This window comes from Staphylococcus sp. HMSC14D10 (genome assembly GCF_001808125.1).
GTDB lineage: Bacteria > Bacillota > Bacilli > Staphylococcales > Staphylococcaceae > Staphylococcus > Staphylococcus haemolyticus.
The window spans coordinates 1-14736 of the sequence record NZ_KV792270.1 but is presented as its reverse complement, the minus strand read 5'-3'; the positions used below and the strand labels follow the sequence as shown (position 1 = coordinate 14736).

Here is a 14736-nt window from a genome sequence, read left to right as displayed (position 1 = left end):
CAATTGTTATCATCTAAGAGTTCAAACGAGCTCAAATACATTGAACCCTCTAACCACACAGCGTTCAATGGCGTTGTGATTCTAACCCTTGCACTCATCATAGTTAAAATTTTAAGTGCAATTTACAGAGTGCCTTACCAAAATGTTCTCGGAGATACTGGGTTGTATGCTTATCAACAAATATATCCAATTGTGGCGCTAGGGATGATTTTATCTATGAATGCTATTCCAAGTGCGGTAACGCAAACGCTGGGTATTAATGGACAATCGTCTTCGTTTTCAAAAGTGCTAATACGATTTCAAACGTTAGGCATAGTAATATTTTTAATGCTCTTATTATTAGCGCACCCAGTGGCTATATTGATGGGAGATTCAAGACTTGCACCTATGATACGAATGGCAAGTTTGAGTTATTTATTTATTGGTATATTAGGTGTGTGTCGTGGTTATTACCAAAGTCAAAGACGTATGAATATACCCGCTATTTCCCAGGTTATTGAACAAATCATTCGTGTTGGTCTCATCATTGTAGCCATTGGTTTATTTATGAGTAAAGATTGGTCAATATATCAAGCAGGAACGATTGCTATTTTAGCTTCTGCACTTGGTTTTTTAGGTTCAAGTCTCTTTTTAATAGTTATGAAACCTTTCTCTTTTAAGATGCAGAATTTATCAGCAAATATACCTTGGAAAGACTTACTTATGGCTACACTTGTATTTGCATTGAGCCAATTATTGGTCATATTATGGCAATTTATAGATAGCTTTACAATTGTTCATACACTACAATCACACGGCCTACATTTTAAAGAAGCAATCATGCAAAAAGGAATTTATGATCGTGGAGCTTCATTTATACAAATGGGTTTAATTGTTACGACAACTTTTAGTTTTGTGTTAATCCCACTTTTAACTGAAGCAATCGAACAACGAAATCAAATTAAAATGAATCGTTACGCTAATGCATCGCTTAAAATCACTATATTAATTAGTTCAGCAGCTGGTATAGGATTAATTAATTTATTACCTATGATGAATGCAGTCTTCTTTAAGACCAATAGTTTAGGTTTTACACTTGGATCCTATATGTTAACGGTTATCTGTGTATCGCTTATAATGATGGATATTGCATTATTACAAGTACTCAATTGCATTCGTCCAATATTGATTGGTGTAACTATTGGCTTAGTAGTGAAAGGGATACTTAACGCCCTATTGATTCATCATTATGGTATTGCTGGCGCTAGTATTAGCACTGTTTTGTCCCTTATTTGTTTTGTAATTATACTGCATAAAGAAGTGCTTAAGCAGTATCACTTTAGTCAAATGAAACCATTCATTTTGAAAATGTTTACTGCGCTTGTCATCATGACGATAATCATTCAAATTAGTATGCAGGTATTACCTCAAGCGGGACGTATAGGTGGACTTATAGAGTTAGTTGTTGTGGCAATCATAGGCATTGCCGTATTATTAATATTAGTTATATATATGAACATCTTAGGTTATAGAGAATTAAAACATTTGCCATTTGGCGAAAAGCTTTATCATATAAAGAAAGGACGACATTAATGACACATACAATTACAATTGTTGGTTTAGGAAACTACGGTTTAGATGAGTTGCCACTTGGTATCTATCGTTTTTTAATACAACAACCGCTTGTTTATACTAGGACACTAGACCATCCTGTAATTAATCAATTACAAGATGAGCTTAAATTCGAAAGTTTTGATACTATTTATGAAAAGAATGAAGATTTCGATTCTGTGTATCAACAAATTATTGATGTATTAATTGAAAAAGCGCAAGCACAAGATGTTGTCTATGCCGTACCTGGACATCCACGTGTAGCTGAAACAACGACGGCTAAGTTGTTAGACTACAATGACCATCATCAAGACGTGAATGTTAAAATGCTAGGTGGTAAAAGTTTTATAGATGATATTTTCGCAGCGATTAACCAAGATCCAAACGATGGTTTCACTTTGTTAGATGGTACGGCATTAACCGAACAGTTATTAAATGTGCGTACACATACACTTATTACTCAGGTATATAGTGCTATGGTTGCAGCAGATATTAAAATCACTTTGATGGAACATTATCCAGATGATTTTCCAGTCAAAGTAGTGACTGGCGCACATAGCACTGGCGCCTCTGTACTAGAGGTACCTTTATTTGAACTTGACCATCACGAAGACGCATTTAATAATTTAACAAGTGTCTACGTTCCTAAAGTGACAAATGATGAAGTATTATATCGAAACTTTGATTATGCAGTAGAGATTATAAATCGCTTAGTCGATGATGAAACTGGTTGCCCATGGGATCGTGTTCAAACTCATGCCTCCCTCAAACGCTATCTATTGGAAGAAAGCTTTGAATTATTCGAAGCAATTGATAATGAAGATGATTGGCACATGATAGAAGAATTAGGAGATATCTTACTTCAAGTTCTCTTACATGCAAGTATTGGCAAAAAAGAAGGCTATATGGACATTCAAGAAATCATTGAAAGCTTAAGTGCTAAGATGATTCGTCGTCATCCACATATTTTTGGTGATGAAAAAGCGGCATCGATAGAAGAATTAAATGACATTTGGCAGACAGCTAAAAGTAAAGAAGGTAAAGCACCACGAGTTAAATTTGAGAAAGTATTTGCAGACCACTTCATGGCATTGTATGATAAAACCAAAAATAAGGATTTTGATGAAGAAACCCTTAGAAACTTTTTGCAACAAGGGGAGAAAGATTCATGAGATTAGATAAATATTTAAAAGTATCGCGACTTGTTAAACGTCGTACTTTAGCGAAAGAGATAAGTGATCAAGGACGTATTACCGTTAATGGAAATGTAGCTAAAGCTGGAACAGATGTTAAGGTAGAAGATGAATTAGTTATTCGTTTCGGACAAAAGCTTGTTACAGTTAAAGTAACTGGTTTAAGTGAACATGCTTCTAAAGAAAACGCTAAAGGTATGTACGATTTAATTAAAGAAGAACGTATTAATCAGAACCAATTTGAAGAAGAATAGACTGAAGGAGGTGACAAGCAATGAGTAAAAAGGTAGAAGAAATAGGGAATCAGTATACCTCCGAAAAGAATCGAAAGAAGCAACGACAACAAAAGAAAATGCGCGTTGTTAGACGAAGAGTAACTGTATTCGGTGGGATATTATTAGCAATCATAATTATTCTATCCATCATGCTTGTCGTCCAAAAACAAAGCAATGATAAAGCAGCAGTTGAGCGTAAACATAAAGAGGAACAGTTTCAGAAAAAGCAAGACGAGGAAATCGCATTAAAAGAAGAACTTAGTAATTTAAATAATAAAGACTACATAGAGAAAGTAGCAAGAGACGATTATTACCTGAGCAATAAAGGTGAAGTTATTTTTAAATTGCCTAATAATGATGATTCTAAGTCTAAATCCTCTAATGACAACTGATAACATTAAGGATAATCGTTTTTCTTAAATAAGAATGAATTATCTGGTTTTATAGCATTGTGAAAATATTAAAACAGGAATATAATAAGGTTAAAATCGAATCAAAATCGGGAGGATTTATTTAGAATATGTCAATCGAAGTAGGAAACAAGCTAAAAGGTAAAGTTACTGGTATCAAAAAATTTGGTGCATTCGTAGAGTTACCTGAAGGGAAAAGTGGCTTAGTTCATATCAGTGAAGTGGCTGATAACTATGTTGAGAATGTTGAAGATCACCTATCAGTTGGAGACGAAGTTGAAGTTAAAGTCTTATCTATTGCAGATGACGGTAAAATTAGCCTTTCAATAAAAAAAGCAAAAGATCGTCCTCGTAGACCACAACATAAATCAAATCACAATAGACCACCACAACAAAAAGGTGAAGATTTTGAAAAGAAATTAAGCAATTTCTTAAAAGATAGTGAAGATAAATTAACATCTATTAAACGACAAACTGAATCAAGACGTGGTGGTAAAGGTTCAAGACGCTAATTTATAATATATTATTTATATAACAATTGGTAATAGCAAAGGTAACATTCACCGTAAGATAAACAATTGTCGTCCTATCGAATTGCTCTTTATTTTATGTAAGATATGTTATTTTTGCGGGGTGGAACTTAAAATTCAACAATGAATTTTAGTTCCACTCTTTTTTTGATGACTACATTGTAATATTGCAATAAGGTATATTCATGTTATTAAGGAGGTCTTTGTGTTGAAAGTTAATACGTCACTATGGAGCAATACTGATCATGTTGTGATTGCTGTTTCGACAGGTATAGATAGTATGTCACTCTTACACAATTTACTTTCACAATCATCTCGTACTTATAAACAATTGACCTGTCTTCATGTTAATCACGGCTTACGAGAGGCATCACATAAGGAAGAAGCGTTTATAGAAGCATTTTGTAAACAATATGAGATACCTTGCTATGTAAAGCGTTTGAATTTAACGGATATAGTAGCGCAAGGGAAGAGTATACAAGCTGATGCTCGACAATTGCGTTATGAGTGGTTTGACGAAATGATGAAAAGGTTAGATGCAGATGTATTACTTACAGCACATCATTTAGATGACCAACTAGAAACAATCTTCTATAGACTATTTACTGGACGTTCTACACGAAGTACTCTAGGGATAGATGTTCAATCAATTCGTAATCATTACACAATATGTCGCCCATTACTTGAAGTTTCAAAAGAAGACATACGCGACTATCAGCACAAATATCAAGTTCCTTATTATGAAGATAGCTCAAACAGTGACAATAAATATGTTAGAAATGACATTCGCAATCGACTATTACCAGCGATTAATCAAAATGCAGATCTTGATAGCACGCATTTACTAAAATTGAAACATTGGCATGATATTCAATTACAGGAGAATCGAAAAAAAGCCCAATCCTTTATAGAGAATGATTGTCTAATTAATAAAAATGGAACTCAAATACAATTTTCACGAAATGTATTTAATCAACTTGATGATATAACTAAAATGATATTGTTAGATCAGCTCTTCGAACAACTTCAGTTGAATAAGGCATTTTCAGAGAAACAATATCATGAATGGTTTGATCAGATTAGTAATCAAATCGCACAATTTGAGATATCCCTCACTGAAAAATGGATAATTCAAATAGCATATGATAAATTTATTATATTGGCGAAAAATGAGCCATCATTATTAGATAATCAAATCGTGAATGATGCAGATACATATCGTTTCGGACATTATCTCATTGTTATACATCCGACGATTCCTAAACAACAATTACCATTATTGATACGAACTCGTCACAATGGAGATAAAGTCGAACTAAATGGACAAAAAGGTCATAAAAAAGTGAGTCGTTTGTTTATAGATCACAAAATTCCAAATGATGTGCGCATGCAAATGCCATTAATTGAAGATCAATACCATCAAATTATTGCTGTAGGTAATTTATATATTGCTAAAGCATATAATCAACATATAGAAATCAAAAAAATTGGAGATGAATAACGAATGAAAGACGACTTAAAAGAAATATTGTTAACTGAAGAAGATATACAAAATATTTGTAAAGATTTAGGAGAACAATTAACTAAAGATTATAAAGATAAACCACTTGTATGTGTGGGTATTCTAAAAGGTTCTGTTATGTTTATGGTAGACCTAATTAAACGCATCGACACACATTTAGCAATTGATTTTATGGATGTTTCAAGCTATCATGGCGGAACTGAATCAACTGGTGAAGTTCAAATCTTAAAAGATTTAGGTTCATCTATTGAAAATAAAGACGTCCTAATCATTGAAGATATTTTAGAAACAGGTACAACATTGAAATCAATTACTGAGTTATTGCAATCACGTAAAGTTAATTCACTTGAAATTGTTACATTACTGGATAAACCAAATCGTCGTAAAGCTGATATTGAAGCTAAATATGTTGGTAAGAAAATTCCTGATGAATTTGTTGTAGGTTATGGATTGGATTACGCTGAACATTATCGAAATTTACCGTATATCGGCACATTAAAACCAGAAATTTATAACAAATAAGTGAAATTCATTTAGATGTTAATATAATTAAATCGTGTTTAAGATATAATAACTATACTTAATAAATGAATTAGTGTAGACTCATTTTATATGCTTAAACACATTTTAAAAACTTATTGTTTTTTAGAGAACTTAAGTTTTAAAAAGTTTGATAACACAAGGATTTTGAAAAGTATTACAAAAGTTGAAATGCTAGCCTTTAAGAGAAGTTTTGTGTTACAATTTTTGTTAGCTTTATTATAGAAATAGGAGGAAATGACGCATGCAAAAAGCTTTTCGCAATGTGCTTGTTATCGCAATTATTGGCGTTATTATATTCGGCGTATTTTCTTACATAAATGGTAATGGCAATACACCGAAACAACTTTCCTATTCACAGTTTGTAGAGAAATTGGATAAAGGTGATTTAAAGACCTTAGAAATCCAACCTGAGCAAAATGTGTACTTGGTAAGTGGTAAAACAAAAAATGATGAAGATTACTCTTCAACGATTTTATACAATAACGAAAAAGACTTACAAAAAATTACAAATGAAGCAAAAAGCCAAAAAGGACTAGATTTTAAAGTTAAAGAAGAAGAGAAACAAAGTGTCTTCGTAAGTATGTTGACAACATTAATTCCTGTATTAATTATTGCTTTCCTATTCATTTTCTTCCTTAGCCAAGCACAAGGTGGCGGCGGTGGTGGTCGTATGATGAACTTTGGTAAATCCAAAGCTAAAATGTACGATAATCAAAAACGTCGTGTACGATTCTCGGATGTCGCTGGTGCAGATGAAGAAAAACAAGAATTAATTGAAATAGTAGATTTCTTAAAAGATAATAAGAAATTCAAACAAATGGGTTCAAGAATACCTAAAGGTGTATTACTTGTAGGCCCTCCTGGTACAGGTAAAACATTATTAGCACGTGCCGTAGCTGGTGAAGCAGGTGCACCTTTCTTCTCAATCAGTGGTTCAGACTTTGTTGAGATGTTCGTTGGTGTCGGTGCAAGCCGTGTGCGTGACTTATTCGAAAATGCGAAAAAGAATGCACCATGTATTATCTTTATCGATGAAATTGATGCAGTAGGACGTCAACGTGGTGCAGGGGTTGGTGGCGGTCACGATGAACGTGAACAAACGCTTAACCAATTACTAGTTGAAATGGATGGTTTCGGTGAAAACGAAGGTATTATCATGATTGCTGCAACTAACCGTCCTGATATCTTAGACCCAGCATTACTACGCCCTGGTCGTTTCGATAGACAAATTCAAGTTGGCCGTCCAGATGTTAAAGGTCGTGAGGCTATTCTTCACGTACACTCTAAAAACAAACCACTTGATGAAACTGTTGACTTAAAAGCTATTTCACAAAGAACACCTGGTTTCTCAGGGGCAGATTTAGAGAATTTATTAAATGAAGCATCTTTAATTGCTGCACGTGAAGGTAAAAACAAAATTGACATGCGTGATATTGAAGAAGCTACAGACCGTGTTATTGCTGGTCCAGCTAAAAAATCACGTGTCATTTCAGATAAAGAACGTAATATTGTGGCTCATCATGAAGCGGGTCATACAGTTATCGGTATGGTACTTGATGAAGCAGAAGTTGTTCATAAAGTAACAATTGTTCCACGTGGACAAGCTGGTGGTTACGCAATGATGTTACCTAAACAAGATCGTTTCTTAATGACAGAACCTGAATTATTAGATAAAATTTGTGGTTTATTAGGTGGTCGTGTATCCGAAGATATCAATTTCCATGAAGTATCAACTGGTGCATCAAATGACTTCGAAAGAGCAACTCAAATTGCACGTTCTATGGTTACTGAGTATGGTATGAGTAAAAAACTTGGACCATTACAATTCTCATCTAGCGGCGGTGGACAAGTATTCTTAGGTAAAGATATGCAAGGTGAACCTAACTATTCTGGTCAAATCGCTTATGAAATTGATAAAGAAGTTCAACGTATTATTAAAGAACAATATGAACGTTGTAAACAAATCTTATTAGACCATGAAAAAGAACTTAAACTTATCGCTAAAACATTGTTAACAGAAGAAACATTAGTAGCTGAACAAATCCGTTCATTATTCTATGATGGTGTATTACCTGAAGTAGATTATGATGCTGCTCGTGTTGTTAAAGATGAAGATTCTGACTATAGCGAAGGTAAATATGGTAAATCTTACGATGATATTCGCGAAGAACAACTAGAAGAAGGTAAAGAAGACATGCGAGAAGATCGTAAAGAAGATAATGATCAACATCGTGGACATTCAAATAATGAAGAAGACACAGGTCATGAACAATCTCCAAATATCGATAAGCCATATAATCCAAACGATCCAAACAACCCTAGCAATAGATAAGTTTAAACTGGATTATTATCTCCTTTGAGTAAGGCAATGCCCCTTAGTCAAAGGAGATTTTTTAATATGTAGTGATCGTGAAAGAGACAACATTAGAGTTGAAAGCAAGTTACTTCATATTCTTATTAAACAAGTGTAGAATAAGTATCCTTAAAGGGAAAATGTAGAAATAATTGAAAGATTAAAGCATAAATAATATCAATATAAAAATAAATGTACTAAAGGAGTTTATAAGGATGACACATGATTATATTGTAAAATCATTAGCTTACGAAGGAGAAATACGTGCGTACGCTACGCTAACAACTGAATCAGTGCAAGAAGCACAAACACGTCATTACACTTGGCCAACAGCTTCAGCTGCTATGGGCAGAACAATGACAGCAACTTTATTAATGGGTTCGATGCTTAAAGGTGAACAAAAATTAACAGTAACAGTTGATGGTAAAGGCCCTATTGGAAGAATCATTGCAGATGCAGATGCTGAAGGTAATGTACGTGCCTATGTGGATAAGCCACAAACGCATTTTCCATTAAATGAACAAGGTAAATTAGATGTTAGACGAGCAGTTGGTACAGACGGGTCCATCCAAGTAGTGAAAGACGTTGGTATGAAAGACTATTTCTCAGGTGCAAGTCCGATTGTATCAGGTGAATTAGGAGAAGACTTCACATACTATTTTGCGACAAGTGAACAAACACCTTCATCAGTTGGTTTGGGTGTGTTAGTAAATCCTGACAATTCTATTAAAGCTGCTGGAGGATTTATTATTCAAGTAATGCCAGGCGCTAAAGATGAAACTGTAACAAAATTAGAAAATGCTATAAATAATATGCAACCCGTTTCTAAATTAATTGAACAAGGATTAACGCCAGAAGGTATTTTAAAAGAAATACTTGGTGAAGATAACGTTCAAATCTTAGAAACTATGCAAGCTCAGTTTGAATGTAACTGTAGTCATGAGAAGTTTCTAAATGCAATTAAAGGTTTAGGAGAAGCTGAAATCCAAGATATGATTAAAGAGGACCATGGCGCGGAAGCTATTTGTCACTTCTGTGGTAATAAATATAATTATTCAGAAGCTGAACTTGAAGACCTATTAGCTTCAATGAATGCATAATTAAAAATATAAAAAAGGCGATAAACCATCATGTGTTTATTGCCTTTTTTATAGGGAAACTAAAATAATGTAAAAGTAAAATGTAACTTCAATTCTAAAATGAGAGAATTAGCTTTTTCTTTTTAGAAAATTCTGATAGAATATAGTTATATCCGATAAAAAAACTAAGTTTTAAATATGAAAGTTAAAAGGAGCGTTTTTTCAATGGCACAAAAACCAGTAGATAACATTACTCAAATTATTGGCAATACACCGGTAGTAAAATTAAGAAACGTTGTAGATGAAGATGCAGCAGATGTTTACGTAAAACTAGAATACCAAAATCCAGGTGGTTCAGTAAAAGACCGTATCGCATTAGCTATGATCGAAAAAGCTGAAAAAGAAGGGAAAATTAAACCAGGTGATACGATTGTAGAACCAACAAGTGGTAACACAGGTATCGGTTTAGCTTTCGTATGTGCAGCTAAAGGTTATAAAGCAGTATTTACAATGCCTGAAACAATGAGTTCTGAGCGTCGTAACTTATTAAAAGCTTATGGTGCAGAATTAGTTTTAACACCAGGTTCAGAAGCTATGAAAGGCGCTATTAAAAAAGCAAAAGAATTAAAAGAAGAGCATGGTTACTTTGAACCACAACAATTCGAAAACCCAGCAAACCCTGAAATTCATGCGTTAACTACAGGCCCAGAATTAGTAGAACAATTTGAAGGTAAACAAATCGACGCTTTCTTAGCAGGTGTAGGTACAGGTGGTACTTTATCTGGTGTAGGTAAAGTCTTAAAAGAAAAATATCCTAATGTTGAAATCGTTGCTATAGAGCCTGAAGCATCACCAGTATTAAGTGGTGGTGAGCCAGGACCACATAAATTGCAGGGTTTAGGTGCAGGATTCGTACCGGATACTTTAGATACAAATATTTATGATAGTATCATCAAAGTAGACAATGATACAGCTATGGAAACATCTCGTCGCGTTGCTAAAGAAGAAGGTATCCTAGCAGGTATTTCTTCTGGTGCTGCAATTCATGCTGCAATTCAAAAAGCTAAAGAATTAGGTAAAGGTAAAACAGTTGTAACAGTATTGCCAAGTAATGGTGAACGTTACTTATCAACACCTTTATATTCATTCGAAGATTAATTTTTTAAACAATATTTATACGCTAGTGAAGCTTAATTTTGCTTCGCTAGCGTTTTCTTTTTGAAGAGATGAATACTTTGTTTTAAATTATTAAATACTTTGCATGTTTTTTGGCGATTATAAAAACTGAAATGTTTAGAAAATGAGTGTATCATTAATATGTGACTATTGAGCAAAAGTAGATATTTTTCTACATATCATTTTCTAAAAGAACGAAGGGTGACGTGACAAGAATGACTAAAACAAAAATTATGGGAATATTGAATGTGACACCAGATTCATTCTCTGACGGTGGTAAGTATAATTCAGTGGATAAAGCGGTCAAACGTGCTAAAGAGATGATAGAAGAAGGTGTAGATATCATTGATGTCGGCGGTATTTCTACACGACCAGGATTCACAGAAATTTCAACGGAAGAAGAGATTGAGCGTGTAGTTCCTGTAGTGAAAGAACTTGCAAAATTTAATATTCAACTTTCAATAGATACATATCGCAGTGAAGTAGCGGAAGCGTGCTTAAAATTAGGTGCAACGATGATCAATGATCAATGGGCAGGGTTATATGATCCTAAAATACTTGATGTTGTGGCTGCTTACGATGCTGAAGTTGTATTAATGCATAATGGTAACGGACATCGCGAACAACCAGTTGTTGAAGAAATGCTATTATCACTTATTACTCAAGCGAACAAAGCAGAAATGGCCGGAATTCCAAAACATAAAATATGGCTAGATCCTGGGATTGGCTTTGCCAAAACACGTGATGAAGAAAATGAAGTAATGGCACGTTTAGATGAACTTGTAGCAACTGAGTATCCTGTTTTATTAGCAACGAGTCGAAAACGTTTTATTAAAGAAATAATTGGTACAGAAACTAAAGCGTTAGAACGTGATGAGGCGACAGCTGCTACAACAGCTTATGGTATAATGAAAGGCGTCAAAGCTGTGCGTGTACATAATGTGCAATTAAACGCTAGATTAGGTCAAAGTATGGATTTCTTAAAGGAGAATGAAGATGAACGACACAATCTTTCTTAATGGTATGAGATTTTACGCATACCATGGTGCCTTACCTGCTGAAAATGAGATAGGTCAAATCTTTGTAGTAGATGTTACGTTGAAAGTGAATTTAGAAGAAGCGGGACAATCTGATAATGTGATAGATACTGTGCATTACGGAGAAGTGTTTGAAGATGTTAAAGAAATCGTTGAAGGTCCACCATGTAATTTAATCGAACATCTAGCTGAACGTATTGCAAAACGTATAAATTCACACTATAATCGTGTAATGGAAACGAAAGTCAGAATCACTAAAGAAAATCCACCTATTCCTGGTCACTATGATGGCGTAGGTATAGAGATAGTGAGGGAGAATCGTTAAATGGTACAATCGTATTTAGGTTTAGGAAGCAATATTGGTGATAGGGAACAGCAATTACAAGATGCTATAAAAATAATTGATAGTATTGAAGGTATTTCCGTGACTAAGATCTCTCCAATATATGAAACTGCACCAGTGGGGTATACTGAGCAGCCCAATTTTTTAAATTTGTGTTTAGAAATTGAAACAGAATTGGAGCCCAAAGAACTTCTTAAATATTGCTTAGAAACTGAACAACGATTACATCGAGTTAGAGACATTCGTTGGGGTCCAAGGACATTAGATGTCGATATTTTGTTATATGGAAATAAGGTTATAGAAGAAGATGACCTTGAAGTTCCCCACCCTCGAATGGGTGAACGTGCTTTTGTATTAATACCATTAAATGATATTGCATCAACACAAATAGAACCTCGTTCAAATACTCGTATCTCTGATTTAGTCATACCAGATGACACAGTGAAGAAATATAAAGGTTAAGAAGTATTAATTATACATTTAATTAATATTATAGAAATGCGAAAATAGTGATGATCATACTTTGAAAGTGATACAGGTAATGTCAATTTTGTAAAACAATACAATTAAGTAACACCATATTAGTAATATGATATCCTATAAGCAATTTAGAAATAATCCATGGAATGATTTTCATTAAAATGAAATTTAAAGGAGAGAAAGTTATGTCAGAAGAAATGAATGACCAAATGCAGGTCCGTCGTCAAAAACTACAAGAATTAATTGATTTAGGAATCGACCCATTTGGAAAACGTTTTGAGCGCTCAGCTACTGCTAGTGAACTAAAATCACAATGGGATGAATTCTCAAAAGAAGAATTACATGATAAAGAAGATGAAAGTCATGTGTCGATTGCCGGCCGTTTGATGACTAAACGTGGTAAAGGTAAAGCTGGTTTCGCACATGTCCAAGATTTGACTGGTCAAATTCAAATTTACGTGCGTAAGGACCAAATTGGCGAAGAAGATTTCGACAATTTATGGAAAGGTGCAGACCTAGGCGATATTGTTGGTATTGAAGGTGTAATGTTCAAAACAAATACTGGAGAGCTATCAGTAAAAGCTAAGACATTCACTTTATTATCTAAAGCGCTTAGACCTTTACCTGATAAGTTCCATGGTTTACAAGATATTGAACAACGTTATCGTCAACGTTATTTAGACTTGATTACAAATCAAGATAGTACTCAAACATTCATTAACCGTAGTAAAATTATTCAAGAAATGCGTAATTACTTAAATAAACAAGGTTTCTTAGAAGTTGAAACACCAATGATGCATCAAATTGCAGGTGGTGCAGCAGCACGACCATTTGTTACGCACCATAATGCACTAGACGCTACACTTTATATGCGTATAGCAATTGAATTACATTTAAAACGTTTAATTGTTGGTGGCCTTGAAAAAGTCTATGAAATTGGACGAGTATTCCGTAACGAAGGCGTATCAACACGACATAATCCAGAATTTACTATGATTGAATTATATGAAGCATACGCTGATTACCACGATATCATGGATTTAACTGAATCTATGGTAAGACATATCGCTCAAGAAGTATTTGGTTCTGCAAAAGTTCAATACAATGAAGAGGAAATTGACCTAGAGTCTGCATGGACACGCCTTCATATTGTAGATGCAGTGAAAGAAGCTACAGGTGTAGACTTCTATCAAATTAAATCTGATGAAGAAGCAATCGCAGCAGCTAAAGAACATAATATAGAAATTACTGATAATATGAAATATGGTCATATCTTAAATGAATTCTTTGAACAAAAAGTTGAAGAAACGTTAATTCAACCGACATTTATTTATGGACATCCAATTGAAATCTCACCTTTAGCGAAGAAAAATCCGGAAGATCCAAGATTTACAGACCGTTTCGAGTTGTTTATCGTAGGTAGAGAACATGCGAATGCATTCACTGAATTAAATGATCCAATTGATCAACGTGAACGTTTCGAAGCACAACTTGTTGAAAAAGCACAAGGTAATGATGAAGCGCATGAAATGGATGAAGATTATATTGAAGCTTTAGAATATGGCATGCCTCCAACAGGTGGTTTAGGTATCGGTATCGATCGCTTAGTTATGTTGTTAACTGACTCTCCATCTATTAGAGACGTATTATTATTCCCTTATATGAGACAAAAATAGATTAAATTAAATATTAGAGATTGAGATAAAGTTTAGGTTTATTCAAATGTTAACCTAATATATCTCAATCTCTTTTTTATTTTGAGACAGTTATTGTTAATAAAAGAGACAAAAGGAACAATTAGTTTTCAATTTATATAAAACTAAAGGATTAAATATAATGGTGTGATAAAGGGTTATTATCAAGGGGAAGTTACAAAAGTAAAAAAGAGTAGAGAAGTTATTGTAAAACAATATAAAAAAAGTGTAGTCAATATGGTTGAGATGTGCTAACATAGTAAAAGTGTTCAAAAGAAGCGAAACGACAAATAATAAACTTGTTAAATAAAAAGTTTCAAAAATTAGTTGACTTTGCTTTTTGAATGGTGTATGATATAAAAGTCGTCAAAAACGAAACTTAATTTTGTAAAATACTTGTAAAGATATTTTTAACAAAGTGTAAAATTAACTATTGAAAATTAAAACAATCGACATTATAATTAATTGAGTAAGTTATTGTCTGGTGACAATGGCAAGGAGGTCACACCTG

Annotated in this window: 14 protein-coding genes; all 14 read left to right on the top strand. The window is 33.8% G+C overall.

Features of this window, described 5'->3' with window-relative positions; translation table 11 throughout:
- Window positions 1-39: 39 nt before the first annotated feature.
- The gene (locus tag HMPREF3134_RS10285) at window positions 40-1572 is read left to right on the top strand and encodes a polysaccharide biosynthesis protein (protein WP_070442683.1); all 1533 of its coding nucleotides are present in this window, start codon (window positions 40-42) and stop codon (window positions 1570-1572) included.
- Entirely contained in the window at window positions 1572-2762 is a 1191-nt protein-coding gene (locus tag HMPREF3134_RS10280; RefSeq protein WP_070442656.1) for a MazG nucleotide pyrophosphohydrolase domain-containing protein, read from the top strand. The genes HMPREF3134_RS10285 and HMPREF3134_RS10280 overlap by 1 nt, the downstream gene beginning before the upstream one ends.
- Window positions 2759-3037, top strand: a complete 279-nt coding sequence (locus HMPREF3134_RS10275; RefSeq protein ID WP_037537011.1) for an RNA-binding S4 domain-containing protein — start codon at window positions 2759-2761, stop codon at window positions 3035-3037. The genes HMPREF3134_RS10280 and HMPREF3134_RS10275 overlap by 4 nt, the downstream gene beginning before the upstream one ends.
- Window positions 3038-3057: 20 nt before the next feature.
- The gene (divIC, locus tag HMPREF3134_RS10270; protein ID WP_037552540.1) at window positions 3058-3450 is read left to right on the top strand and encodes a cell division protein DivIC; all 393 of its coding nucleotides are present in this window, start codon (window positions 3058-3060) and stop codon (window positions 3448-3450) included.
- A 128-nt stretch (window positions 3451-3578) separates the two neighbouring features.
- Complete coding sequence (locus HMPREF3134_RS10265) at window positions 3579-3980, top strand: S1 domain-containing RNA-binding protein (RefSeq protein ID WP_053017953.1); 402 nt, start codon at window positions 3579-3581, stop codon at window positions 3978-3980.
- A 226-nt stretch (window positions 3981-4206) separates the two neighbouring features.
- Window positions 4207-5499 carry a tRNA lysidine(34) synthetase TilS gene (gene tilS / locus HMPREF3134_RS10260; RefSeq protein ID WP_070442653.1) on the top strand — a complete coding sequence of 431 codons (1293 nt, stop codon included), beginning with the start codon at window positions 4207-4209 and terminating at the stop codon, window positions 5497-5499.
- A gap of 3 nt (window positions 5500-5502) precedes the next feature.
- Window positions 5503-6042 (top strand): hypoxanthine phosphoribosyltransferase, encoded by a 540-nt coding sequence (hpt, locus tag HMPREF3134_RS10255; RefSeq protein ID WP_070442651.1) that lies wholly within the window; start codon window positions 5503-5505, stop codon window positions 6040-6042.
- A gap of 262 nt (window positions 6043-6304) precedes the next feature.
- On the top strand, window positions 6305-8395 hold the full coding sequence (gene ftsH / locus HMPREF3134_RS10250) for an ATP-dependent zinc metalloprotease FtsH (RefSeq protein WP_049426444.1): 2091 nt from the start codon (window positions 6305-6307) through the stop codon (window positions 8393-8395).
- A 236-nt stretch (window positions 8396-8631) separates the two neighbouring features.
- On the top strand, window positions 8632-9516 hold the full coding sequence (gene hslO / locus HMPREF3134_RS10245; protein WP_049426445.1) for an Hsp33 family molecular chaperone HslO: 885 nt from the start codon (window positions 8632-8634) through the stop codon (window positions 9514-9516).
- A gap of 204 nt (window positions 9517-9720) precedes the next feature.
- On the top strand, window positions 9721-10653 hold the full coding sequence (gene cysK, locus HMPREF3134_RS10240; protein ID WP_049426446.1) for a cysteine synthase A: 933 nt from the start codon (window positions 9721-9723) through the stop codon (window positions 10651-10653).
- Window positions 10654-10886: 233 nt separating this feature from the next.
- Window positions 10887-11690 (top strand): dihydropteroate synthase, encoded by an 804-nt coding sequence (folP, locus tag HMPREF3134_RS10235; RefSeq protein WP_070442648.1) that lies wholly within the window; start codon window positions 10887-10889, stop codon window positions 11688-11690.
- Window positions 11668-12033, top strand: coding sequence for a dihydroneopterin aldolase (gene folB / locus HMPREF3134_RS10230; RefSeq protein ID WP_037552526.1), 366 nt, complete (start codon window positions 11668-11670; stop codon window positions 12031-12033). Before folP ends, folB begins: the two co-directional genes overlap by 23 nt.
- Window positions 12034-12513 (top strand): 2-amino-4-hydroxy-6-hydroxymethyldihydropteridine diphosphokinase, encoded by a 480-nt coding sequence (gene folK, locus HMPREF3134_RS10225; RefSeq protein WP_049426448.1) that lies wholly within the window; start codon window positions 12034-12036, stop codon window positions 12511-12513.
- 203 nt (window positions 12514-12716) lie between these two features.
- Window positions 12717-14207 (top strand): lysine--tRNA ligase, encoded by a 1491-nt coding sequence (gene lysS, locus HMPREF3134_RS10220; protein WP_053027049.1) that lies wholly within the window; start codon window positions 12717-12719, stop codon window positions 14205-14207.
- Window positions 14208-14736 lie beyond the last annotated feature (529 nt).

Excerpts from the sequence above, each read along its gene's own strand:
- cysK (WP_049426446.1), top strand. The coding sequence starts at position 9,721 with ATGGCACAAAAACCAGTAGATAACATTACTCAAATTATTGGCAATACA.
- HMPREF3134_RS10265 (WP_053017953.1), top strand. The coding sequence starts at position 3,579 with ATGTCAATCGAAGTAGGAAACAAGCTAAAAGGTAAAGTTACTGGTATC.
- folB (WP_037552526.1), top strand. The coding sequence starts at position 11,668 with ATGAACGACACAATCTTTCTTAATGGTATGAGATTTTACGCATACCAT.
- folK (WP_049426448.1), top strand. The coding sequence starts at position 12,034 with ATGGTACAATCGTATTTAGGTTTAGGAAGCAATATTGGTGATAGGGAA.
- HMPREF3134_RS10280 (WP_070442656.1), top strand. The coding sequence starts at position 1,572 with ATGACACATACAATTACAATTGTTGGTTTAGGAAACTACGGTTTAGAT.
- HMPREF3134_RS10275 (WP_037537011.1), top strand. The coding sequence starts at position 2,759 with ATGAGATTAGATAAATATTTAAAAGTATCGCGACTTGTTAAACGTCGT.
- ftsH (WP_049426444.1), top strand. The coding sequence starts at position 6,305 with ATGCAAAAAGCTTTTCGCAATGTGCTTGTTATCGCAATTATTGGCGTT.
- hpt (WP_070442651.1), top strand. The coding sequence starts at position 5,503 with ATGAAAGACGACTTAAAAGAAATATTGTTAACTGAAGAAGATATACAA.
- divIC (WP_037552540.1), top strand. The coding sequence starts at position 3,058 with ATGAGTAAAAAGGTAGAAGAAATAGGGAATCAGTATACCTCCGAAAAG.
- lysS (WP_053027049.1), top strand. The coding sequence starts at position 12,717 with ATGTCAGAAGAAATGAATGACCAAATGCAGGTCCGTCGTCAAAAACTA.
- folP (WP_070442648.1), top strand. The coding sequence starts at position 10,887 with ATGACTAAAACAAAAATTATGGGAATATTGAATGTGACACCAGATTCA.
- hslO (WP_049426445.1), top strand. The coding sequence starts at position 8,632 with ATGACACATGATTATATTGTAAAATCATTAGCTTACGAAGGAGAAATA.